The sequence below is a fragment of the Sorangium sp. So ce131 genome, assembly GCF_051519095.1.
GTDB lineage: Bacteria > Myxococcota_A > Polyangia > Polyangiales > Polyangiaceae > Sorangium.
The window spans coordinates 10,142,084-10,165,180 of record NZ_CP150455.1 but is presented as its reverse complement, the minus strand read 5'-3'; the positions used below and the strand labels follow the sequence as shown (position 1 = coordinate 10,165,180).

Sequence of the window (23,097 nt, the reverse complement as noted above, 5' to 3'; positions counted from 1 at the left end):
CCTGAGCTGCTGCGAGGAGCAAGGGGGTGCGGGCGAGGAGGACTTTAGCTCATTTTCCCGCTACCCGGCGCGTGTAGCTCCTGAGCTCGCGGTAGAGCGTCGGCGCGCCGATCCCGAGCTCCGCGGCGGCGCGGGCCTGGTTGTCGCCGTGCTGATCGGGCGCGGCGAGGCTGGTCCGCCTCCCGCGCAGGACGCGGTCTGCGGGGAACCTCAACCCACAGCCTGGCGGCATTCGTAAGAGGGTCATCCCCAGGCGACGTCCGTTGCTCCACGGCCGAGCGATCTTCATGCGTCCGTCGCCGGCGGATGCGGATCATGCTCATGAGGTCGTCGAGCCGGCACTCCAGAAGCGCGCCGTAGATCACGAGGTTCAAGCCGTGAACCTGTAGCGCGCTCCCTCTTGGCGCTAGATGCTCTTCACGCAGTGGACCTGATTGTTCTCGCTGGTGGACGCGGCGCTGGAGGGGCGGCAGCCCTCGGAATACCTGAAGCTCTGGATGCTGAAGCCGTCCGGGCAGGTGTCGCCGCAGGCGTAGAGCGAGGTCGTCGTGCTCGTGGGGACGATGCACGTGGTCTGATTCGGCTCCGACGAGGCCTGGCCGTCGATGGAGCAGCTCGTCTTGCTCTCGTACTTGCTCACGTAGTGCCGGCTGCTCGGGCATGAGACGATGCCGCACACGCTGGCTGAGCTGTTGACGACCTGCTTGCAACTGACGCTGTTGTACGCGGTCGAGGTGCTGCTGGTGTCAAGGTTGCATCCGGAAGCGTATCCGTAGCCGAGGACGTAATCGCCGCCGCGGCAGTCGCGGCCGCAGCTGGTGTAGCTGATGTCATGGCTGGGGTACCTAGCGTAACGGATTCGGTTGGCCTGGGTGGTGCTCGACAGGTACAGGTTTTGGCTGCAGCCGCTGCTGTAGGAGTACGAGCTGGGGTAGTGGTAAGGTGTCGAGTCGAGGTTGATGCCGCAGGCGGTGAATAGGCTAATCGCCTCGCCGTCGCTTCCGTCGGGGATGTCAATGCAGCGGAGCACGTTGCGTATGTTCGGGTCCGTGCATTGATCCCCTCCGACCCCACAGCCGTATTCATAGGAGCCGCCACAGGAATACTGAGCGACATAGAAGCCCATGGGACAGTCCAGGGAGCCGTCGCAGACATACAACGCGGACTCTGCGACCCCCAGGACCTCCGTGCCGGCGGCGTCGTCTTCCTCGGGGACGGTGCATCCGCATGCGGATAGCAGAAGCAGCAAACCAGGTATCGTCAGCAAGCGTCTCATCATGACTTTCCTGGTTGCGATGGTAGGTCGAAGCATTGGAAGAGCCTCCTTGCTCGTCGTGGAGCGCGGGCTCGGCAACTGTCGTGCCAGACCGATGAGAGGCATTCCGGTGAGCGCGCTCTCCGCCAGTCCGCGAGAACGGACGAACGCGCGGCAGGCCGTGTCTCCTGTAGCGGACCCGGTCCTCTGCAGCGGACTCTTCCCCCCGCGCGAACCTGTCTGTCAACGCTCTCGGTGTCGTCCTCTCCCAGGAACAAGCGACACCGCGGCCTCGCCCAAGCGCTGGCGCGAGAGCTCCAGCACGCGCGCATTGGCAGGCACCTGCCGCAGGAAGCGCTCGCGAACGGCGTCTTCCGCAATGGCCTCGGCGCGGGATCGCACGCACTGGACGGCCCGCTGCAAGGCCTGCTCGCCCGAGGCCGCGTCGCCCCCGGCGAAGCAGGCGTCCGCCAGGCCCACGAGCAAACCCACCTTGGCGATCCCTCCTTCACCCACCGCCCCGAGCTCCCGCAGCGCGAGCTCCGCCACCTCGCGCGCCTCGGCCGCGCGCCCCTGGGCGAGCAGCAGGGCGCCCACCTTCTCGCGCGCCTCGGACAGGAAGGGCGCGAAGGGCGCCATCACCTCGCACGCCTCGCGGGCCTGCGCCTCGGCCTCGCCCAGCGCTCCCCGGGCCGCCGCGATCTCCGCCAGGATCAGGTGCGTGTAGCCGATGTGCTCCCGGTTGCCGGTCCGGCCCTCCGCCCACCCGAGCGCCAGGGCCTGCGCCTCCTCGCGGTGGGCCGTCTCGGGGCTCGCCGCCAGGATCCTCGCCAGGTTCCGCTGGGCGAAGGTGACGCCGAAGCGCGGCGACACCCGCAGCGCCAGCGCCATGCCGTGGCGCACCCGCTCCATCGCTCCCCCGTGATCGCCGAGCGCCAGCAGCGCCTGCGCCTCCCACGCGATCGCCGCCACCTCGCCGCGCTCCGCCCCGACCTCGCGGAACGCCCGCACGGCGCGCCTCATCCAGGCGAGCGCCTCCCAGGGCCCCTCCGTCAGGTAGAGGGACCGGAAGCCGTACACGATGGCCCGCCAGCCGCGCACGACGCCGTCCCGGGCAATGACGTCCTGCCCGGTGTGGTCCAGCCGATCGAGGCAGGCCTCGGCCTCCGCCATGGCGCCCAGGTACTCGTTCATGAGGCCCATGAAGCAGAGGGACAGGTAATAGGCGTCCCGCGCCTCCGGCTCCGGCTCGGTGCCGAGCAGCAGCCGGCCGAGGCTGAACAGGTACTCCGCCTGCGCGCTCAGGCCGCAGCCGAGGCTCAGGCCGTCGATCAGCTTGCACCACCGGGCGCCGCCCGGCTTCATCTCCGGCTGCACGGCGCGGCCCACCGCGTACATGGTCGCGAAATCGTCCCGCCAGAAGGCCGTGGCCGCCTGGAGCGCGCGCAGCTGCACCAGGGCGTCTCCCCGGGGGCCGAGCGCCAGCGCCGCCTGGAGGCACCGCTCCGCGCCCTGCATGTCGTCGCGATCGAACAGCCGCTCGGCGGCCCGCGTGTAGAAATGAACGGCGCGCTCCGGCTGCTCGCCGATCCGGCAGTGCTCGGCCAGCACCTGCGGATCGCCCTCGCCCCGCCGCTCCAGCCAGTCCGCGGCCCTCCGGTGCCCGGCCGCCTTGAGGTGCTCCGGCACCAGCCCGTACGCCGCGTCCCGCACGAGCGCGTGGCGGAATCGGACCTCGTCCTCGGCGGGGAAGCGGCTCGTGGTCTGCAGCTCGATCCACTCCAGCGCCGCGAGCTGCTCCAGCCATCGCCGCAGGTCCGGGCCCGAGAGCTCCTCGCCGAGGAGCGCCGACACGCCGCCGGACCAGAAGGTGCTGCCGTAGAAGCTCCCGGCGAGCAGCACGCGCCGGGCCTCCGGCTCGAGCCTCCCGAGGCGCGCATGGAGCATGGCGAGCACCGTCTCCGGCGCCGACTCGCCTCGGCCCTCGGCGGTCGCCCGGATGAGCTCCTCCAGGAACAGCGCGTTGCCGGCGGCCTGCTCCACGAGCCGATCGAGCACGGCGCGGGGCACGTCGGGGCCCAGCACCTCGCGCACCATGCGCTCGCTCGCCCTGCGGCTCAGCCCGCGCAAGGGCACCTGCTGCACGCGCTGCGACCACGAGGCGGGCAGCAGCTGCTTGACCTCGGGCCTCGCCAGGGCGAGGACCATGAAGGGCTGCTCGGCGAGCTCGCGGCGCGCGTCGCCCAGCAGCTTGATGCTCAGCGGGTCCCCCCAGTGCAGGTCCTCGAGGACGAGCAGCACCGGGCGGCGCGCGCACTCGGCGCGGAGGAACGCCACCAGGGCGCGCTCCACCTGGGTGCTCATCAGCCGCGGCTCCCCGCGCGCGGCGCGCAGCGGCGGGCTGTGCTCCGCGGAGAAGGGGACCCCGCAGAGCTCGCCGAGGAACTCCACGATCCCCTGGGCCTGCGCCGGCGGCAGGTGCTGCGAGAGGCGCCGGGAGAGCCGCGCCCGGCGCTCCTCGGGCGGCTCGCCGTCCGAGAGGCCGCACAGCCGGCGCAGGGCCCGGCCCAGGAGCCCGTCCGCCGAGCCCGCGCTCATGGGGTCCCCCCGGCCGAGCAGCACGAGCGGCGGCTGCGCGTGGCGCTCCAGGCGGCGGAGGAACTCGTGGCGCAGCCGGGATTTGCCGGTCCCGGCCGGGGCCGTCACCAGGACCGCCTGCGCGGCGGGCTCCTCCACGCAGGCGGCGAAGGCCATGTCGAGCAAGGCCAGCTCGTGCTCGCGGCCCACGCAGGGCGTGGGCTTGCCGAGGAGCGGGCGGGACTCGTCCGCGCCGAGGTGCTCGCCGAGCAGGTGCAGACCGAGGCCGGACGGGGGCCGCGCGAGCTGGAACCCGGGGCCGAGCAGCCCCGCCGTCACCTCGTCGAGCAGCACCGGGGCGGCCGGATCCGCCGCGGGGCATCGCTCCACCTGGAGCAGCAGCTGGCCGGCGCGGTCCATGGCCTCGCCCGCGGGCAGGTGCGCGTCGAGGCTGCTGCGGCCGGTGGCGAGCACCACGGAGGCCTCGGGCCAGCGCTCCACGAGGAAGAGGGCGCAGCGGGCGGCGACGGCGGCCGGGTCGGTGGCGGAGCCGAACGAGGCCGCCAGGGCGGCGACCAGGGTGCCGTCGGAGAGGAGCTCCACCCTGGCGCCCTGGGGGGCGAGCAGGGTCCGCAGCGCGTCCCGCAGCGCGACGCGCGAGTCCGGCGGCGCGGAGGCGCCCTCCGCCGACCTGACGCGGGGAGCGGCCAGCAGCACGGTGGCGAGCTGCTGGCCGGCGAGGCTGGGGAGGGGCGCGTCCTCGGGCGCGGAGGCGCCCGGGGCCGCCTCGAGGCGGGCACGGAGCGCCTCCAGCGCCTCCAGCAGGTCCCTGGCCGCCGGGAGCCGGCGCGAGGGCTCCTTGGCCAGCATGGAGTCGACAAGCCCCTGGAAGACGTCGGGCAGCTCGGGGCGGAGCTTTTGCAGGGGAGCCGGCTCGGTGAAGAGGATCTTGGCGAGGGCGGCCACGAGGTGGGGCGCGCGGAACGGAGGCTCGCCGGCGAGGCACTCGTAGAGGACGCAGCCGAGAGAGAAGATATCGGCGGCGGGGGTGAGCTCGGATTGCTGGGCGGCCTGCTCGGGCGCCATGTAGCCGGGCGTGCCGAGCATCGTCTGGCTGCCCGTCATCACACACGAGGGCAGCGCGTGGCGGGCCAGGCCGAAGTCGAGCAGCACCACGCCCTCGGGGCGGCCGTCGCGGAGGAAGAGGTTGGAGGGCTTGATGTCGCGGTGGATGATGCCGCGGGCGTGGGCCTCGGCGAGGGCCTCGGCGGCGTGGCGCAGCAGGGAGAGCGTCTCCGCGAGGCTCAGCGGCTGGCGCGCGAGGCGCCGGGCGAGGTCCTCTCCATCGAGCCACTCCATGGCCAGAAAGGGCGGCCCCTGCTCCGAGCGGCCGTGGGCGACGTAGGCGACGATGCCGGGGTGGCGCAGGGCGGAGAGCAGCTCGGCCTCGCGCGCGAAGCGGCGAGGGGAGCTCGCGTCGTGCGAGGGGTGGAGCAGCTTGACGGCCACGCGCCGGCCGCCGAGGGCGTCCGTCGCGCGGTAGACGGTCCCCATGCCGCCGCGGCCCGCGAGCGCTTCCAGGGTGAAGCGGCCTGCGATGACGGTGCCCACCGGCGCCGAAGGGTCGGGCCATAGAGAGGGATCCGCCGGCGCCTGGCGCAGGAGGGTGCTGCTCATGGGGCGGAGTATAGGGCCAGGGGCCCGGCATTACGTGAGCGCTGCCCGGTCGGCGCGCGCGTCCGCCGCGTCCGCGGCCTGGTCCCTCAGCGCCGGCCTGTGACCGCCGGGGCTGCGAGGGCTCGAGGGCGGCGCCCGCCGCCCCCCGGGAGAGGTGCAGCCCGCCGCTCACCGCGGCGATCAACGCGTCGAGGCCACGTTCGGGCTTGCCGGTGCCCTGGCGTCGGCTCGTTCGACGGCAGGCACCGTGAAGGAGAACGTCGCTCCTTGTCCCGCCTTGCTGTCGACCTCGATCGTGCCCTGGTGCGCTTCCACGATGGCCTTGGCGATGAACAGGCCGAGGCCGAGGCCTCCACCCTGCGTGCGGCGCTCGCTGAAGTAGCGCTGGAATATGCGAGGTAGCTTGTCCGCGTCGATCCCGGTCCCGGTGTCCGCGACGCTGAACCGCACGAATGCGCCTGACACACCGGCGTATACGGTCACCTGCCCGCCGTTCGGCGTGAACTTCAGCGCGTTCTTCACGAGGTTTGTGAATACCTGAAGCATCCTGTCGCGATCGCACAGCAGGTGCGGGAGCCCTGCCGGAGCCTCGTACCGGATCTGGATGTTCCTCGCCCTCGCGTCGTCGGCGTGGATCTCGGCCACTTCGGCGAGCAAGGACTCCGCAGGTTCGGCCGAGATGTCGAGCGACAGTCCTCCGGCTTCGATCAACGTCGTGTCGAGCAGGTTGCGGAGCAGCCCGTTCATCCGCTGAACCGTCCGGCGGACGAGCGCCGCGCGTCGCGATATCTCCTCGTTCGCTCCCGCCGCCGAAGCCCTGGAGATCACCTCGGCGCTCAGCGCGATGGCGCCGAGCGGATCGCGCAGATCGTGGGCGATCATCGCGAGCATGTCCTCCCGGATCTGCCCGGCGGCGCGCTCGACCGCGGCGGACGTCTCGGCCCGCTCGCGCGAGGCGCGCTCGCGTCGCATCGACTGATGTACCCGCTCGCCGAGCGCGCTGAGGACCGACCCGAGCAGGAGGAAAAGGACGATCCCGGCGAGGTCGGCGGGATGGCTGATCTGGAAGAACCCGTGCGGCTCGAGCCAGTAGCTGGCCCCGAGCGTGCAGAACCCCGTGGCGAGGAGCCCCGGCCAGAACCCGCCGACCCACGCGCTGGCGATGATCAGCAGCGCGTAAAACAGGATAAGCGGGAGCTTCAGCGGCCACTCCGCAGGGATCCTGACGGCGAGGAGAAGGGCGACCGTGCCGGAGCACAGGGCTACCCCGTAGCGCACGGCGCGCGACGTCGAACAGCGCTCTTGGACGGGGAGGTCCACTGGCGCCGAGTCTTGGCCCCGCCAGGTAGGCCCTGCAAGCGGCCAGGCGCGCTTGGCGTGTGGGATGTGGCTCTGGGCGTCAGGCGGGGAAGACCCCTGTCCATGTTCGCTGAACGATCCGCGCTGCCTCCACGAGGCGGCGGCGTGGAGCCCGCCCGCGGCGTTCGACGGCGCGGGCCCCCTCGGGACAGCTACCCCCGGGGGCGCGGCCTGGGGCCCCGCTCGATGTGGGGCTCGTAAACACACGTGTTGCCCTCGGCGTCCTCCTCCACCGGCGCCGAGGTCGCGGCGTCGATCCCGAGCTCGGTCGGGAAGGGGGCGGCCGGGCCACCCCCGTGGTGGAGGATGGAGAGGAGGATCGTGTCGTCATCCACGCTGTAGGTGCCCCTGGTGGACACGATACCGGACCAGATGCAAACGACGTCCGGCGGGCAGGGCGACACGAGATCCTGCCCCAGGAAGCTCCCGTCGGCATCGAAGCGGAGGGTGCGCGCGTACTTCCGCGTCCCACACGACCGCGAGATCCATTCGCCGATCGGACCCTTCGGAGCGAGCTCCGACCCGGGCAGCGCAGGCGCCTCGAGGCGCTGCGCGCTGGCCGCGGCGTCGCCGTCGATCGCCGCGCCTTGCGCGTCGCCGCTCGAGGGCAGATCCGAGCCCTCGTCGAGCGGGGCGCAAGCCGAGAGGAGGAAGAGCACAGAGGCCGAGAAGACGCTGATGAATCGCATAATGATAGCCTCGCTGGATGTTTAACCAGGGTTGAATATTTGTGCCTCACATGCAGCCTCGCCGAGCAGCGTCGCGAGGAGCGCCGCGCCGACGACAGCGGCCCTCGTCGGTAATTGCAATGGGCATGCCCACCGGCGATGACACGATTGCTGGTGGGGGCTCATGCGCCCGCGCGGCGCGCGGGATCATGCTCGAGCGGCGTCCGTTGTGCCGGACTGTGCCCGTCGCCGAGGACAGGCGTTCATCATGGGATACGTCCCAACGAGCGCGCGGCAGGGCCGATGAGCTCGGCGAGCGGATCGCGCCCGCTACCCGGCGCCGCGCGCGTAGCTCCTGAGCTTGCGGTACAGCGTCGACGCGCCGATCCCGAGCTCCGCGGCGGCGCGGGCCTGGTTGCCGCCGTGCCGATCGAGCGCGGCGAGGATCACGCGCCGCTCGACCTCCTCGAGCGTGCGCGCGGCCGGCTCCTCGCGCACGCCGCCGCTCCTGGAGCGCGCGGAGGAGCTTCGCCTGCATCCCGGGCGGGATCTCGCCGACCTCGTCGAGCAGCAGCGTGCCCCCGCGCGCCGCCTCGAACAGGCCGGCCCGGTCGCAGGTCGCGCCCGTGAACGCGCCGCGCGCGTGGCCGAAGAGCTCGCTCTCGAGGAGCGCCTCGGGGATGGCCGCGCAGTTGACCGCGACGAACGGGCCCGAGGCGCGCGCCGACGCGTCGTGGATGAGCCGCGCCACCCGCTCCTTGCCGGCGCCGCTCTCGCCCGTGAGCAGGATCGTGGAGTCCACCGGCGCGACCCGCCGCGCGCGCTCGAGGGCGCGCTGCATCGCAGGGCTCTCCGCGACGAGCGCGGGCAGGGGCTCGCCCCGCGGCGCGGCGGCGGGCAGGGCGCGGGCCCGCGCGAGCAGCGCGCGCTCGGACGCCGCGCGCGCGGCGACGAGCTCGCGCAGCGACGCGTCGAGGTCGCCCTCGCGGAAGAACGGCAGGTGCTCCTCGATCGCGGCGCCCCACGCGGCGCGCGTCCGGCCCCGGAAATGGCAGACGGCGTCGCCCCGGCCGATGCACCGGTCCTCGACGACGTAGATCTCCTCGCCCGTCGCCCGGCTCATGTAGCCGCTCGCGATGCCGGCGAGCATCCAGCAGACCGGCTCCTCCGCGCGGCCGAGGTGCAGGAGGTGCTGCTCCGCCTCGTACGAGGAGAGCAGCGTGGCGCCGCCCGACGCGAGCGGCGAGCTGTCCCCGGGGGCGAGCCGGATGAAGCCCTGCAGCGTGTGGAGCAGCGCCCCCGCGCCGTGGAGCTCGGCGTCGCTGTCCCAGGCGAGCCGGGACGCCATCGCCTCCGCCATCCGGGCGCCGTGCGCGACGCCGAAGCGCGTGAGCACGGCGCGCGCCCCCGCGGCCCCCACGAGCCGGACGAGCTCCTTGCGCAGCATCCCGATCGCCCCGGCGTCGAGGATGACCGCGCGCTCCCCGGCGAAGCGGACGACGCCCTCCTGCGCGTCGACGTCGAGCAGCTTCCAGAGTTCGAGATCGGCTGCGCGCATGCGGCGACCTTTCAAGCTGACAGGGTAGACCGGTCACCTTGACCGGCGGGCGCGGAGGCGCGGCGCGCGCGCGCCGGATCCCGCGCGGGAACCAGCGTCCCGGGCGCGGGCCCGGCGCGTGCTCTGGGGCGCTCCCGGAGGTCTGCTCGCATGACTCACATGAACGAGAACGAGCGCGTGAACATCATGACGCCCGCCTTCCGGGCGGATCCTTATACGCCCTACGCCGCCATGCGCCGCGAGGCGCCGGTCTGCCAGGTGGATCCCGGCGGGATGTGGGCGGTGAGCCGGTACGCCGATGTGGTCGCGGTCCTGCGCAGCCCGGAGCGGTTCTCGTCCCAGGGGTTCCGCGCGGCGTGGCAGCCGGCGTGGGTCGGGCACAACCCGCTCGCGAGCTCGATCCTGGCCATGGATGGCCCGGACCACGCGAGGCTGCGCGGCCTCGTGAGCCGGTCCTTCGGGGCGCCGGCGATCGCGCGCGTCGAGCAGCGGACCCGCGCCCTGTGCGAGCGGCTCGCGGCGCGCCTCGACGGCGAGGTCGACTTCATCGACGCGGTCGCGGCGCCGCTGCCGGCGTTCGTGATCTGCGAGCTGCTCGGCCTGGATCACGCGCTCGAGCCGCACTTCAAGCGGTGGATCGACGATCTGCTCTCCGTCACGCCCGAGCCGGCGAGCCCCGAGCACGCCGCCCGCGTCCGCGCCACGATCGCCGAGCTCGACCTCTGCATGGCCGAGGTGATCGAGGCCCGCAGGCGCTCGCCCGCGGACGACCTCGCGACCGAGCTCACCCGCGCCGAGGCGGGCGGCAAGCCCCTCGACGGCCGCGAGATCATCGACCTGCTCGTCAGCCTCCTCGGCGGCGGCCTCGAGACCACCACCCACTTCCTCGGCAGCGCCATGCTCCTGCTCGCCGAGCGCCCGGCAGAGCTCGAGCGGCTGCGCACCTCGCCCGAGCTCATCCCGAAGTTCGTCGAGGAGATGATGCGTTACGACGGCCCGACCCAGTCCGTCCCCCGGCTCACGACGTCGGACGTCGCGCTGGCCGGGGCCGTGATCCCCGCGGGATCGCTCGTGCTGGCCCTCGTCGGATCGGCGAACCGCGACGAGCTGCACTTCAAGGATCCCGATCGCTTCGAGCTCCACCGCGGGCAGCCGAGCCTGACGTTCGGCCACGGCGCGCACTTCTGCCTCGGCGCGGCGCTCGCCCGGATGGAGGCCAAGGTCGCGCTCGAGGTGCTGATCCCGAGGATCCGCGAGGTGACCCGCGCGCCGGGGGAGATCCCGTACAACCGCACGCTCACCGTGCGCGGCCCCGTGTCGCTGCCGCTCCGCTTCAGGCCGGCGTGAGCGGATTCAGGCCGGCGTGAGCGGACAGCGGGCGGCGGCGGCTGGGGGCATGTCGTAGAACCTCCTCCCTGGTCGCCCCTTCGACGCCGTCGCGGCGAGGCGCTCGCGCGCCGCCGCGATCACGGCGCCTCGTGGCGATGAGGCGCGCCGCGACCGCGGTGCGCCCTCGATCCACGAGCCCACTTTGGGAAACGCTCCTGTTACCTTGGGCGGCGCTCGCAGACGACTGCGGGCGCAGAGTCGAGGGCAGCGCCGGCACGCCGGGATCGCGCCCCAAAGGCAGCTGAGGTCCGGGAGAACCATGCAGCAGGACACGAAGGGCGCGCGCGTCTCGTTCCGCATCGATACCCTCGAAGCCGCTCTCGAGCAGGGGATCGACAACGAAGGGGCCGCGCTCGACGTGCTCGTCGCCGCCGCGGCGAAGGGGAGCCCGCACCCCGAGCTGTGGGCGAAGCTCCACCAGGGGGCCGCGCGCGACGACCGCTTCTCCGAGCTCGCGTTCGCGTACGAGCGCCTCACCGGCGAGCGGCGGTTCACGATGCTCCCGCCGGCCGCGCAGGCCGAGGTCCTCGTGCACGCCGCCGAGTTCCTCGGCGACTTCTTCGGCGATCCCGGCGGCGCCCGGCCCTACCTGGAGCGCGCCCTCGCCGCCCTGCCGTCCCACCGGGAGGCGTTCCTCCGGCTCGAGCGCATCCTCGTCGAGGCGAACGAGCCGCCGAAGCTCGCCGATCTCTACGCCCTCGCCGCGGCGAGCCGCGCCGACCGCGGCGAGCAGGTCGCGCTGCTCCGGCGCGCGTTCATGCTCATCGAGGCCGACGGGAAGGAGGAGGAGCGCGCGATCAAGCTGCTCCAGCAGATGCTCCGGCTCGATCCGGGCGACTCCGAGGCGCGCTGGGCGCTCGAGGCGCGCTACGCGCAGGCCGGGCGGCTCCAGGAGATCGCGCGCATGCTGGAGCAGGCGCTCGCCGCGGACGCGCAGCCGCCCGACGCGCTCGAGATCCGCACGCGGCTCATCGACCTCTACGGCGGGCCGCTCAAGGAGATCGAGCGGGCGCTGCCGCACGTGGAGGAGGTGCTCGCGGCGAACCCGGGCCACGAGGCCGCCTTCCGCGCCGGCGAGGCCCTGCTCGGGCGCAAGACCGTGGTGGCGCGCGCGGCCGCGGCGCTCGAGGCCGCGTACGTGCGGCTCGGGAGGCCCCAGGACGCCGCCCGGATGATGTCCCTCCAGATCGAGAACCTCCGCGGGCCGCGCCGCGTCGAGGTGCAGCGGCGGCTCGTCGAGCTCTACTTCCAGAAGATCGGCGACCTCACGTCGGCGCTCGCGCTGTCGGAGCAGATCCTCGCGGTCGACCCGGCCGACGAGGTCGTGCGCGAGCGCTACCTCGCCCTCGCGGCGGCGCTCGACAAGCGGGCCGACGCGACGCGGGTGCTCATGCGGGCCTCGTCGAGCGCCAAGGATCGGCCGCTCAAGGCGCGCATCTCCGCCGAGCTCGGCGAGCTCCACGCGGACCTCGGGGACGGGCGGAAGGCGCGCGCGGCGTTCCAGCTGGCGCTCGAGGGCGAGCCCGACCCCGCGGCCGTGCGGCGCGCGGCGCGCGGGCTCGCGAAGCTCTGCGAGCGCGAGCGCGACGCGCGCGGGCTCGCCGGCGCGCTCGAGCGGCTCGTCGCGGTGGAGCCGGAGGCCGAGGCGCGCGAGGCCGCGGCGGAGCGGCTCGCGCGGCTCTACGAGGAGGAGCTCAACGACCCGGCGGGCGCGATCGCGGCCTACCGCCGGCTCGCCGAGGCGGGCTCGTCGCGCGAGCCCCAGGCGCTCGCCGCGCTCGAGCGCCTGTACGAGGCCGCCGGGCCAGAGGAGGGCCTCGCGTGGGTGCTCGAGCGGCGCGCCGAGGCGGAGCCCGACCGCCGCGCGGCGCGAGCGCTCGCCCTCCGCGCGGCCGAGCTGCGCGCCCGGCTCCCGGACGCGCCGGCCGCCATCGCCGCCTTCCGCCGCTACCTCGCGGCGTTCGGGCCGTCGCGCGAGGCGCACGCGCGGCTCGCGCCGCTGCTCGAGCAGGAGCGGCGCTGGGCCGAGCTCGAGGCGCTGCTCGAGGCCGACGCCGAGCTCGCGCCCGCGCCGGAGCGCGCCTCGATCCTCGCCCGCGTCGGCGCGATCCGCATGGCGCGGCTCGACGATCCGGCCGGCGCGATCGCGGCGTACCGCGCGGCGCTCGCGCTCGATCCGACCGACCGGCCGAGCCGGCTCGCGGTGGAGAAGATGCTGGGGCCGCCGCCGGGCGGGGCCGAGCCCGCGCCGTCGCGGCAGAGCGCGCACCTGATCCTCACCGACGATCAGCGGCTCGCGGCGTGCGCGGTGCTCGAGCCGATCGCGCGCGCGGAGGGGGCGGCGCCGCTGCTGCTCCGGGTGCTCGAGACCCGGGCGGAGATCGCGCCGGTCGTGTGGTCACCGGGGGCGAGCGCGCCGGCGCCGGCCGACGCGGCGGGGCGGCTCGCGGCGCTCGAGGAGGCGGCCTCGCTGGCGGAGCGCGAGCTCCGGGACCCGAAGAAGGCGCTCGATCTGGCGGCGCGCGGGCTGACGCTCGCGGCCGCGGCCGCGCCCGGCCGGATCGCGCGGTGGGTCGCCGAGGTCGAGCGGCTGACGGATCACGGCAGCGAGTCGGCGCGCCGGGCGCCGGTGCTCGCCGCGGCGCTCGGCGACCGCGCGGTGGACAGCCCGGCGCTGTCGCACCTCGCGCGGCGCGCGGGGGAGGCGCTGCTCGCGAGCGGCGACGTGGCGCAGGCGCTCGCCCTCTACCGGCGGGCGCTCGCGTTCGAGCCCTCGTCGCGCGAGCTCATCGAGCGGGTGGACGCGCTGCTCCGCGAGCAGGGCAGCCCCGAGGAGCGGCTCGCCCTCTACCGCGAGGCGCTCGCGCAGCCGTGCCCGCCGGCGCGGCGGCGCGAGCTGCTCCACGCGGTCGGGACGATCCAGCGCCGCGACCTCGGCGACCTCGCCGGCGCGGCCGCGACGTACCGCGCGGCGATCGCGGACGACCCGGGCGACGCCGCGGCCTACGAGGCGCTGCTCGAGACGTACGCGGCGGGCGGGGCGTGGGACGCGCTCTACGGCGCGCTCGCCGAGCGGCTCCCGGCCGCGCCGCCCGAGGAGCGCGTCGCGCACGAGCTGCGCATGGCCGAGGCGGCCGCGAAGGGCGGCAACGCCGAGGGCGCGGCCGCGCACTACCGCGCGATCCTGTCGAGCGGCGCGGCGCTGTCCGACGCGGCGCTCTCCGCGATGGAGGCGCTCGCGCTCTCCGCCGGGGACGCGGGGCTGCTGCGCGAGGTGCTCGAGCGGCGGATCGCCGCCTCGGCCGACCCGCAGGACGAGGCGCTCTGGCTGGAGCGGCTCGGCGATCTGGCGGCGTTCGGGATCGAGGCCGCGCCGCGCGCGAACGGCGACGCCGAGAGCGGGGCGGAGGGCGCGGCGGAGCGCGACGCGGTGGAGCGTGGCGCGGCGCAGGGCGACGTCGCGGCCGCGGTCGCGGCATGGCAGCGCGCCGCCTCGCTCGCCGAGGGGCCGCTCGCCGACCCGGAGCGGGCGCAGAAGCTCTACGAGCGCGTGCTCGCGGCGTCGCCGCAGCACCGCGAGGCCGCCTCCCGCCTCGCGACGCTCTACCGCGGCCAGGGGGCCTGGGACCGGCTCGCCGCCGTGTGCGAGGTCCTGATCGACACCGCGCCGAGCACCGACGACGCGCTCCGCGAGCTCGCGATCCTCGAGCTCGCGGCGACCCAGGCGCGCTCGGCCTCGCGCTTCGTGGACGCCGCGGCCGCGCTCCGCGAGCGCGTGCGGGCCGAAGCCGAAGGGAAGGGGAGCGCGCTCGCCGACAAGGCGGCGGCGCAGGTCCACGCCATCGACGCCGCGCTCGCGCGCGTGCTCGCCGCCGATCCCGACCGGCAGGACGACGCCGCCGCCGTCCACCGGCGCCTGCTCGCGCCGCGCCATGGCGGCGACGAGGGCGCCGCGGCCGCGCGGCTCGATCTGCACGCGGTCGAGGCGTTCCGCGCGTTCCTCGCGCAGAGCCCCGACACGCTGGCGCGGCGCGTGGACCGGCGCTGGCTGTTCACGCTGCTCTCGGAGCGCGCGCCCGAGGGCGAGCGCGCGCGGGCGCTCGCCGCGTGGGCGGCGTGGGAGGAGGAGATCGGCGACCGCGCGGCGGCCGCGGCGCTCTACGCCCGGCTCGTCGAGGTGGATCCGGACAACGACGACGCGCTCGCGGCGCGGGGGCGCCTGCTCGCCGACGTCGGCGACCACGAGGGCGCGGCGGAGGTGCTCGCGGCGCGCCGCGACCGCAGCGAGGGCAGCGCGCGCGTCGCGCTCGAGGTGGAGCTCGCGGCGCTCCTGCTCGACCAGCTCGACCGGCCGGCCGAGGCGCTCGACACGATCGCGCCCGCGATCGAGGCGGGGACGATCGAGCCCGCCGTGCTCGAGATCGCCGAGCGCGCGCTCGCGCGGCCCGAGACGCAGGCGCGCGCCGCGCTGCTCCTCGAGCGGGCGTGCGACGCGATCGACGACCCCGAGGCGCGCGTCGCGCTGCTCGAGACGCTGCTCGCGAGCGCGCCGGAAGCGCCCCCCGTGTCCCCCGCACCGCGGACCACGGGCCCCGCCGGCAGCCTGGCGGCCGCGGCGAGCGCCGCCGTCCGGCGCGGCTGGTTCGAGCGCCTGCTCGACCACCGCGAGGACGACGTCGCGCGGGGCCTCGACCTCGCGCTGCGCGCGGTCGCCGAGCTGCCGGGTGAGCTCTCCCTCTGGGACCGGCTCGAGGAGCTCGGCCGCAAGGCGAAGCAGCCCGAGCGCGTCGCGGCCGCGTACGCGGCGGCGCTAGAGGACCCGGCCGCGGGCGTGGCGCTAGCGCCCGAGATCATTGAGGAAATCGGCCGGCGGGCCGTCGAGCACCACGAGGAGTGGTTCGACGCGCCGGACGCCGCCCTCGCGCTGCTCCGGAGGCTCGTGGAGCTCGTGCCCGGCTCCCTCTGGGGCTTCGAGCGCCTCAAGCTCGCCTACAACGCGGCCGAGCGCTGGGAGGACCTCTTCGCGCTCTACGACGCGATGCTCGAGCGCACCTCGGCGGCCGATGAGCGCGTCTACCTGCTCGAGGACGCCGCGGCCGTCGCGCGCGACCTCGCCGGCGACGGCGAGCGGACGATGCGGTACCTCGAGCAGCTCCTGCCGCTGCAGGACGACGCGCGCACCCGCGCCGCGCTCGAGCGGCTCTACGAGCGGCACGGCAAGCACCGGCCCCTCATCGAGCTGCTCACGGCGGAGCTGCCGCGGCTCTCCGGCGACGACGCGGAGCGGCTCCGCGAGCGGATCGCGCTCCTCTGGATCGAGGGGGTCGGGGACGCCGCGGCGGCGCTGCCCGTGGTCGAGCAGCTCCTCGACGCGGCGCCGACGGCCCGCGCGCCCGGCGCGCCCCGCGCCGCCTTCGCGCTGCTCGAGCGGATCCTCGCGGCGATCCCGCCCGAGCAGGCGCCCGCCGGCGAGGCCTCCGCGCTCGCCGCGCGCGCGGCGCGGCAGCGGTCGGCCGTGCTGCTCGCGAAGCACCACCGCGAGGGCGCGCGGCCCGAGGACCTCGTGCGCGTGCTCGAGGTCCAGCTCGAGGGCGCCGACGTCGACGACCGCCCGGCGCTGCTGCGCGAGATCGTGCGCCTCCGCCGCGACGCCCTCGGCGACGAGCCGGGCGCGTTCGCGCGGCTCGCCGAGCTCGTCGAGCAGCGGCCCGAGGGCGAGGCCGACCGCGCCGAGCTCACCGAGCTCGCCGAGCGCCTCGGCCGGCACGACCGCCTGGCCGAGGTCCTCGCCGCGGCGGAGCCGCGCGCCGAGGGACCGCAGCTCGCCCTCGCGCTCGTCCGCGAGGCCGCGCTGCTCCGCCGCGACCGGCTCCGCGACGCGGACGGGGCGATCGCCCTCTTCCGCCGGCTGTTCTCGCTGGCCGAGCGCCACGGGGACGCCGAGGCCGCGCTCGGCGCCGCCCGCGCGCTCGACCGGCTCTTCGCCGAGGGCGACCGCGCGGCCGAGCGCTGCGACGTGCTCGACACGCTCGCCGCGCTCGAGAAGGACCCGGCGGCGCGGCGCGCGGCGCTCGGCGAGCTCGCGCGGCTCGCGGCGTCGCGGCTCGGCGACGAGGCGCGGGCGATCGCGGCGTACTCGGCGCGCCTCGCCGACGACGCGGAGGACCTCGAGGCGCTCGACGGGCTCGCGGCCCTGCTCGAGGAGGGCGGGCGCTTCCGGGAGCTCACGGCCGTGCTGGAGCGCCGCGCCGCCGCGCGCGGCGGCGAGGGCGCCCGGCGCGATCTCGGGCGCGTCGCGCGCCTGTTCGAGCGCGAGCTCGGCGACCCCGAGCAGGCCATCGCCACGTGGCGCCGCGTCCGCGAGGAGCTCGCGCCCGACCCGGAGAGCGGCGACGCGCTGGCCGCGCTCTACACGCGGGCCGAGCGCTGGGACGACCTCGTCGCGCTGCTCGAGGTCGAGGCGTCCGCGGCCGCCGCGGCCGGCGGCGCGGCGCGCAGCGCGGAGCTCTTCCGGCGCCTCGGCGACGTGCACCGCGACCGCACGCTCGCGTGGGAGCGCGCCGTCGCCGGCTACCGCCGCGCGCACGAGGCCGAGGTTCGCGCGCGCGCCGAGCTCGCGGACGCCGCGGGGGCCGTCGAGCCCGCCGACGAGGGCGCGGCGTCCGCCCGCGCTGGCCTCACGGAGCTGCTCCGCCGCGTCGATCCGGCCTCGTCCGAGCAACGCGGCGCCCTCTCGGCGACGGTGAGCGCGCTGCTCGAGATCTGCGCCGCCGCGGACGACTGGAGCGGGCAGGTCGGGCTGCTCGAGCCGCGGCTCGCCGCGGCCGAGGCGGACGCCGAGCGGGTCGCCATCCTGAAGGCCTCCGCCGCGCTGCTCGAGGAGCGCGGCGGCGACCGCGCGGGCGCCTTCGACCTCGTCTTCCGCGCCTTCCTGCTGTCGCCGGGCACCGAGCCGCCCGAGGGCCTCCTCCGGCTCGCCGACGTCGCGGGCCGCTGGCACACGCTCGCCGAGGCGCTCCCCGCGCTCGAGCGCCGCGGCGACGTGCCCGCCGCCACGCTCCGCGACCTCACCTTCCGCGTCGGCCGCTGGCACCGCGACGCCCACGCGGACGGCGACGCCGCCGAGCGCGCGTTCGAGCAGGCGCTCGTCCACGACCCCGGGAACAGCGCGATCCTGCTCGATCTCGTCGAGCTCTTGCGGCACCGGCGCGGGCCCTCGCTCGTGCCCACCCTGCTCCGGCTCGCCGCCGCGACCGGCTACGACCTCGCCCTCTACCGCGAGGCCGTCGAGACCGCGCGCGACGCGGGCGACGCCGCGCACGCCCGCGTGATCGCCGAGGAGCTGCTCGAGCGCGCCGTGCAGCGCCTCGGCGACGGCGAGGCGGAGCCCGCGCAGCCGGCCGCGTGGCCGCCCGCGCGCGCCGCGCTGTGGGCGATCGACGCGCTCATCGGCATGCTCGAGGCGGCGGGCGACAGGCCCGAGATCGTCGCGCTCGGCCGGCGCGGCGCCGCGCTCCCGCTCGCGCCCGCCGAGCAGCGGCGGCTCCGGCGCGTCGCCGCCGAGGCGGCGGAGCCCGAGGAGGCGATCGCCCTCTACAGCGGGCTCTTCGACGAGGACCCGACGGACGAGCCGGCCGGCGAGCGCCTCGCGGAGCTCCTCCGCGCGGCGTCCCGGCGCGACGAGCTCGTGCGCCTGCGCGCGCGGCAGATCGAGGTCTCCGGCGACGCGGAGCGCCGCGTCGCGCTCCGGTACGACGCCGCGGAGCTGCTCTCCAACACACCGCGCACCCCGCGCACGAACGAGGCGATCGCGCTGCTCCGCGAGAACCTCGCGGAGCGCCCGGGCCACGCCCCGTCGATCGACAAGCTCGCCTCGCTGCTCGAGGAGGGCGGCCTGCACCGCGAGCTCATGCTGCTGCGCGAGGAGCAGGCGACGGCGCGCGAGGCGGCCGGCGACGTCCCGCCCGCCGCCGCGCTCTGGCTCGAGGCGGCGTCGCTCGCCGAGCACGAGCTCGGCGAGCCCGAGCGCGCGGTCGCGAGCTACCGCCGCGCCGCCGAGATCGGCTCGGCCAGGGCGCTCGACGCCCTCGCCCGGCTGCTCGCGCGCCGCGGCGAGCACGCGGCGGCCGCCGAGGTGCTCGAGCGGCTCTGCGCGGGCGCGCCGGCCGACGAGCTGCACAAGGCCGCGCTCCGCCTCGCGGACGCGTACCTCGCCGCCGGGGAGCCCGACCGCGCCCGCGCCGCCCTCGAGCGGGCGCTGCCGCGCGCCGCCGAGCCCGCGCCGATCCGCGAGCGGCTCGCCTACCTGTACCGCGCGTCGGGCGCGTGGGTCGCCCTGGCCGAGCTCGTCGCGGGCGACGCCGCGCGCGCGGAGGACGCGCCCGCCCGGCTCGCGCTCCTCCGCGAGGCGGCGGACCTCTACCTCACGCGCGGCGGCTCGCCGGCCGCCGCGATCCCGCTGTTCGACGAGGCGATCTCGCTCGCCCCGGACGACCTCTCGCTGCGCCTCGCGCGGAGCCGCGCCCTCTCCGCCGCGGGCCGGAGCGAGGACGCGACCGCGCAGCTGCGCGCGATCATCGCCGACTTCGGCAGCCGCCGGCCGAAGGAGCGCGCGCTCGTCCACTACGAGCTCGCCCGCGTCGCCCTCGCCACGGGCGACCGCGCCCGCGCGATGGCGGAGTTCGACCTCGCGCTGCGCATCGATCCCGCGCACCCCGACGCGCTCCACGGCCTCGCCGGCCTCGCCCTCGAGGACGGCCAGCTCGACCGCGCCCACCGCGCCTACCGCGCGCTCCTGCTCGTCGCGCGCAGGCCTCGCGACGACGCCGACGGGCCCGGCGGGCGGCGCAGCACGATGCCGCCCCGCTCCAGCCTGGGCCGCCTCCCGGCCGCCTCGTTCAGCCGGGCCGAGGTCCTGCTCGCGCTCGGCGAGATCGCGCGGCGGCAAGGGGCGCCCGAGCGCGAGGTCGAGTACGTCGAGTCCGCCTTCGAGGCGGCGCGCGAGAGCGAGCAGGAGCACGAGAAGCTGCTCGCCGCGCTGCGCGCCCGCGGGCAGCACGATCTGCTCGCGCGCGCCCTCGAGGCGCGGCTCGCCGGCCCCGCCCTCGAGCCGACCGACGCCGCCGCCGAGGCGCTCGGCGAGCTCGCGTCGCTCTATGAAGGCCCGCTCGGCCGCCCCGAGCCCGCGCTGACGGCCCGCCTGCGCGCCCTCGAGCTCACCCCCGGCTCCGGCCCCGCCCACGACGCCGCGCTCGAGCTCGCGCGGCGCCTCGACCAGGCCGATCGGTACCTCGACCTCGTCGAGCGGCTCGTCGCCCGGTCGTCCGGCGAGCCGTACGAGGTCGCGCTCCTGCTCCGCTTCGGCCGCGCCCTCGAGCTCGCGCCGGAGAACCAGGAGCGCGCCGCGGCCGCGTACCGCCGCGCGGAGGCGAGGATCGCCGCCGGCGCGCCCCAGGCGATGGGCGAGGCGGGCGCCGACGTCGAGCAGCTGTGGCGCTCCCTGGAGGCCCTCTACGACCGCCTCGGCGACCGCCTCGCGCAGGCCGAGGTCCTCCGCAAGCGCATCGCCCTCGCCGACGCCGCGCGCGGCGCCGGCGACCCCGGCGCCGCCGACCCCGACGCCGTCTCGCGCCGCGCCGACCCGCGCTACCGCCTCGCCGCGCTGCTCGCGGCGGATCCGGCGGAGGTCGACCAGGCGATCTCGCTGCTCGAGGAGGCGCTCGAGCTCCGGGCCGATCCGGACCGCGCCGAGGCGATCCTGCGCGACGCGCTCCGCACCGACCCGCGCAGCCCGCGCGCGATCCGCCTGTTCGAGCACCTCGCCCGGCAGAGCGGGCGCCCGCGCGCCCTCGTGGACGCGCTCCTGCTGCTCGCGGAGATCGAGGGCCCGAGCGTGCTCGAGGAGGCGGTCCGCACCGCCCGCGCGCTCGGCGATCGGGAGCAGGCCGAGTCGATCCTGCAGCGCATCGTGGGCGTCGGCTCGGGCGGGCCGCCCTCGTCCGATCCGCCCGGCGCGGCCTGGGCGCTCGTCTCGCTGGCCGAGCTCCGCGAGGAGGCCGGCGATCTCGCGGCCGCCGCGTGGCTCAGCGAGCGCGCCGCGCGCGCCTCGTCGCCCGACGAGGAGCGCGCGCTGCTCCTGCACGCCGCGTCGCTCGCCGCCGGCCCGCTCGAGGACCTCCAGCGCGCCGCGCGCCTCTACGAGGAGCTCCGCGGCCGCGAGCCCGCGGAGCGCGAGATCTGGATGCCGCTCGCCGGCGTGTACCGGCGCAGCGGCGACGCCGCGCGCCTCTCCGCGCTGCTCGAGGAGACGGTCCCGCTCGTCGACGACCTCTCCGAGCGCTGCGCCCTGCGCCTCGAGCGCGCGCGCCTGCTCGCGCGGGAGTCCCCGGAGCAGGCGGCGATCCAGCTCCGCGACATCCTCGACGAGGACCCGTCGCAGGTGGAGGCCGCCATCCTGCTCGCCGCGATGCTCGAGGCGGCCGGCCGCACCGAGGAGCTCGGCGAGCTCTTCGCGCTGCAGCTCGACGCCGCGAAGGACCGCGCGGACGTCGCCTCGATCGCGTCGATCTCGCTGCGCCTCGGCGCCCTGCTCGAGCAGCGCGGCGACGACGTGGGCGCGCGCGACGTCTACCTCGGCGCCGCGGACTGGGACGCCGCGAACCGCGAGGTGCTCCGCGCCCTCGTGCGCCTCGGCCGGAAGCGCGACGGCTCCGACGACCTCATCGACGCGCTCGAGCGGCTCCTGCGCATCGAGCAGGGCGCGGAGGCGGCCCAGATCGCGCTGGAGCTCTCCGGGCTGCACGGCGCCCGCGGCGACGACGCCGCCGCCGAGGGCGCGCTCAAGGCCGGCTACGCCGCCTGCCCCACGAGCGACCGGCTGCGCGAGGAGCTCGCGTCGCGCTACGCGGCCCGCGAGGCCTGGCACGCGCTCGCCGACCTCTACGTGCTGGAGGCGCAGGTCGCGGGCACCGACGAGGCGCGCGTCGGCTGCCTCTGCCGCGCCGCCGAGATCCTCCGCGACCGCGCGGGCGACGCCGCGGCCGCGGCCGAGCACCTGGAGCGCGCGCTGCGCATCGCCCCGGGCGACCGCGACGTGCTGCTCGCGCTGATCGACGCGTGCGGCGCCGTGGGCGAGCACGCCCGCGCGGCCCGCGCGCTCACGGAGACCCTCGAGGCGAGCCCCGACGACCCGTGGCTCCACCGCGCGCGGGCCGAGGTCCACGAGGCGCTCGGCCAGCACGAGCGCGCGATCGCGGATCTCGAGCGCGCGTACGCGCTCGGCGGGGCCGAGTACGCGGGCGAGCTCGTCGCCGCGCTCGAGCGCGCGCTCGCGCGGGCGAGCGCGCGGCCCGCGCCGGGCGCCCCGCAGGAGCCGGAGGGCGAGGGCGCCGCCGCGTCGTCGCCGTCGTCGTCGTTGCCCGCGGCATCGTCGCCGTCGTCGTCGACGTCGACGTCGTCGTCCACGCCGCGCGCGACCCGGCTCCGGCTGGCCGAGATCCTCGCGCGCGCGGGCGATCTCGAGCGCGCGCGCGCGCACCTCGGCGACCTGCTCCACGCCGACTCGAAGGACCGCGCGGCGCTCAAGGCGCTCGCCGGCCTCGAGGAGTCCGCCGCGCGGTGGGACGCCGCGAGCGCCGTCTACCGCCGGCTCATCGCGCTCGAGGAGGGCGACGCCCTCGTCGCCACCGCGCTCCGCCTCGCCGGCGCCTGCGCGCGCGCGGGCCACCTCGGCGACGCCCGCGGCGGCCTCGAGCGCGCGCTCCGCGCCGCGCCGGGCCACGCCGAGATCCGCGATCGCCTGCGCGCGCTCTACGCCGAGATCGGCGCGAGCCGCGAGCTCGCCGCGATCGCGCTCGAGGACGCCGCGGCCGCGTCGGACGTGGCCGGCCGCTTCGCGCTGCTCGTCAGGGCCGGCCGCCTGCTCCTCGAGGCCGGCGACGCGGCGCAGGCGATCCCGCCGCTCCGGGAGGCGCGCTCGCTGCGACCCGAGGAGCACGAGGTGGCCCTCGCGCTCGTCGACGCGCTGACGGGGGCGGGCAAGCCCGCGGAGGCGCGCGCGGTCACGGCGGAGCTCATCGCGGCGAGCAAGGGCCGCCGCTCGCGGCTCCTCGGCGGCGTCTACCACCGCCTCGCGCGGATCGAGGCCGCCGAGGGGAACACGCGCGAGTCGCTCACGGCGCTCTCGAGGGCGCTCGAGAACGATCCTCAGAACGGCGCGCTCGCCATGGAGGTCGGCGAGCGCGCCCTCGAGCTCGGCGAGCAGGAGCTCGCCGCGCGCGCCTACCGCGCGGTCACGCTGATGAAGATCGCCTCGGAGCCCAGCGAGGGCGGCACCACGCCCACCGCGCGCGCGCTCGCCTATTACCACCTCGGATCGATGGCGCTCGCCGCCGGCGACCGCCGCAAAGCGCGCCTGATGCTCGACAAGTCCGTCTCCGAAGACGGCTCCCTCGAGGCGGCCCGCGCGCTCCTCGACGAGATCCGCGCCGGCTAAACCCCCTCCGGCGCCTCCCGCGCCTCCCGCGCCTCCCGCGCCTCCCGCGCGTCCCTCCAAGCGGCGCTCCGCGTGCGCTCGCGCTGCCCGGGTCGCACTCGCGCCCCTCGCGGCCGCCCAA

Annotated in this window: 8 protein-coding genes and 1 pseudogene; 2 read left to right on the top strand and 7 right to left on the bottom strand. The window is 76.3% G+C overall.

Annotated elements, in window-relative coordinates:
• Positions 1-49: 49 nt before the first annotated feature.
• From WMF43_RS36910 to WMF43_RS36880, 7 genes and pseudogenes are all read right to left on the bottom strand, one after another.
• Positions 50-214: a helix-turn-helix domain-containing protein gene (locus WMF43_RS36910; protein WP_437672039.1), complete on the bottom strand. Its 165-nt coding sequence runs from the start codon at positions 212-214 to the stop codon at positions 50-52.
• Positions 215-406: 192 nt separating this feature from the next.
• On the bottom strand, positions 407-1,030 hold the full coding sequence (locus tag WMF43_RS36905) for a hypothetical protein (RefSeq protein WP_437672038.1): 624 nt from the start codon (positions 1,028-1,030) through the stop codon (positions 407-409).
• Between the two features lie 468 nt (positions 1,031-1,498).
• Positions 1,499-5,509 (bottom strand): serine/threonine-protein kinase, encoded by a 4,011-nt coding sequence (locus WMF43_RS36900; protein WP_437672036.1) that lies wholly within the window; start codon positions 5,507-5,509, stop codon positions 1,499-1,501.
• 180 nt (positions 5,510-5,689) lie between these two features.
• The gene (locus WMF43_RS36895; RefSeq protein WP_437672034.1) at positions 5,690-6,829 is read right to left on the bottom strand and encodes a sensor histidine kinase; all 1,140 of its coding nucleotides are present in this window, start codon (positions 6,827-6,829) and stop codon (positions 5,690-5,692) included.
• A 191-nt stretch (positions 6,830-7,020) separates the two neighbouring features.
• Positions 7,021-7,557: a hypothetical protein gene (locus tag WMF43_RS36890; RefSeq protein ID WP_437672032.1), complete on the bottom strand. Its 537-nt coding sequence runs from the start codon at positions 7,555-7,557 to the stop codon at positions 7,021-7,023.
• Positions 7,558-7,866: 309 nt separating this feature from the next.
• Positions 7,867-7,986 carry a helix-turn-helix domain-containing protein gene (locus WMF43_RS36885; protein WP_437684164.1) on the bottom strand — a complete coding sequence of 40 codons (120 nt, stop codon included), beginning with the start codon at positions 7,984-7,986 and terminating at the stop codon, positions 7,867-7,869.
• Positions 7,987-8,074: 88 nt separating this feature from the next.
• Positions 8,075-9,094, bottom strand: a pseudogene (locus tag WMF43_RS36880) (sigma 54-interacting transcriptional regulator); the annotation flags it as partial.
• Between the two features lie 159 nt (positions 9,095-9,253).
• On the opposite strand from WMF43_RS36880, the gene WMF43_RS36875 reads away from it, so the two are divergent.
• The gene (locus WMF43_RS36875; protein WP_437672030.1) at positions 9,254-10,441 is read left to right on the top strand and encodes a cytochrome P450; all 1,188 of its coding nucleotides are present in this window, start codon (positions 9,254-9,256) and stop codon (positions 10,439-10,441) included.
• A gap of 301 nt (positions 10,442-10,742) precedes the next feature.
• On the top strand, positions 10,743-22,976 hold the full coding sequence (locus WMF43_RS36870; RefSeq protein WP_437672028.1) for a hypothetical protein: 12,234 nt from the start codon (positions 10,743-10,745) through the stop codon (positions 22,974-22,976).
• Positions 22,977-23,097 lie beyond the last annotated feature (121 nt).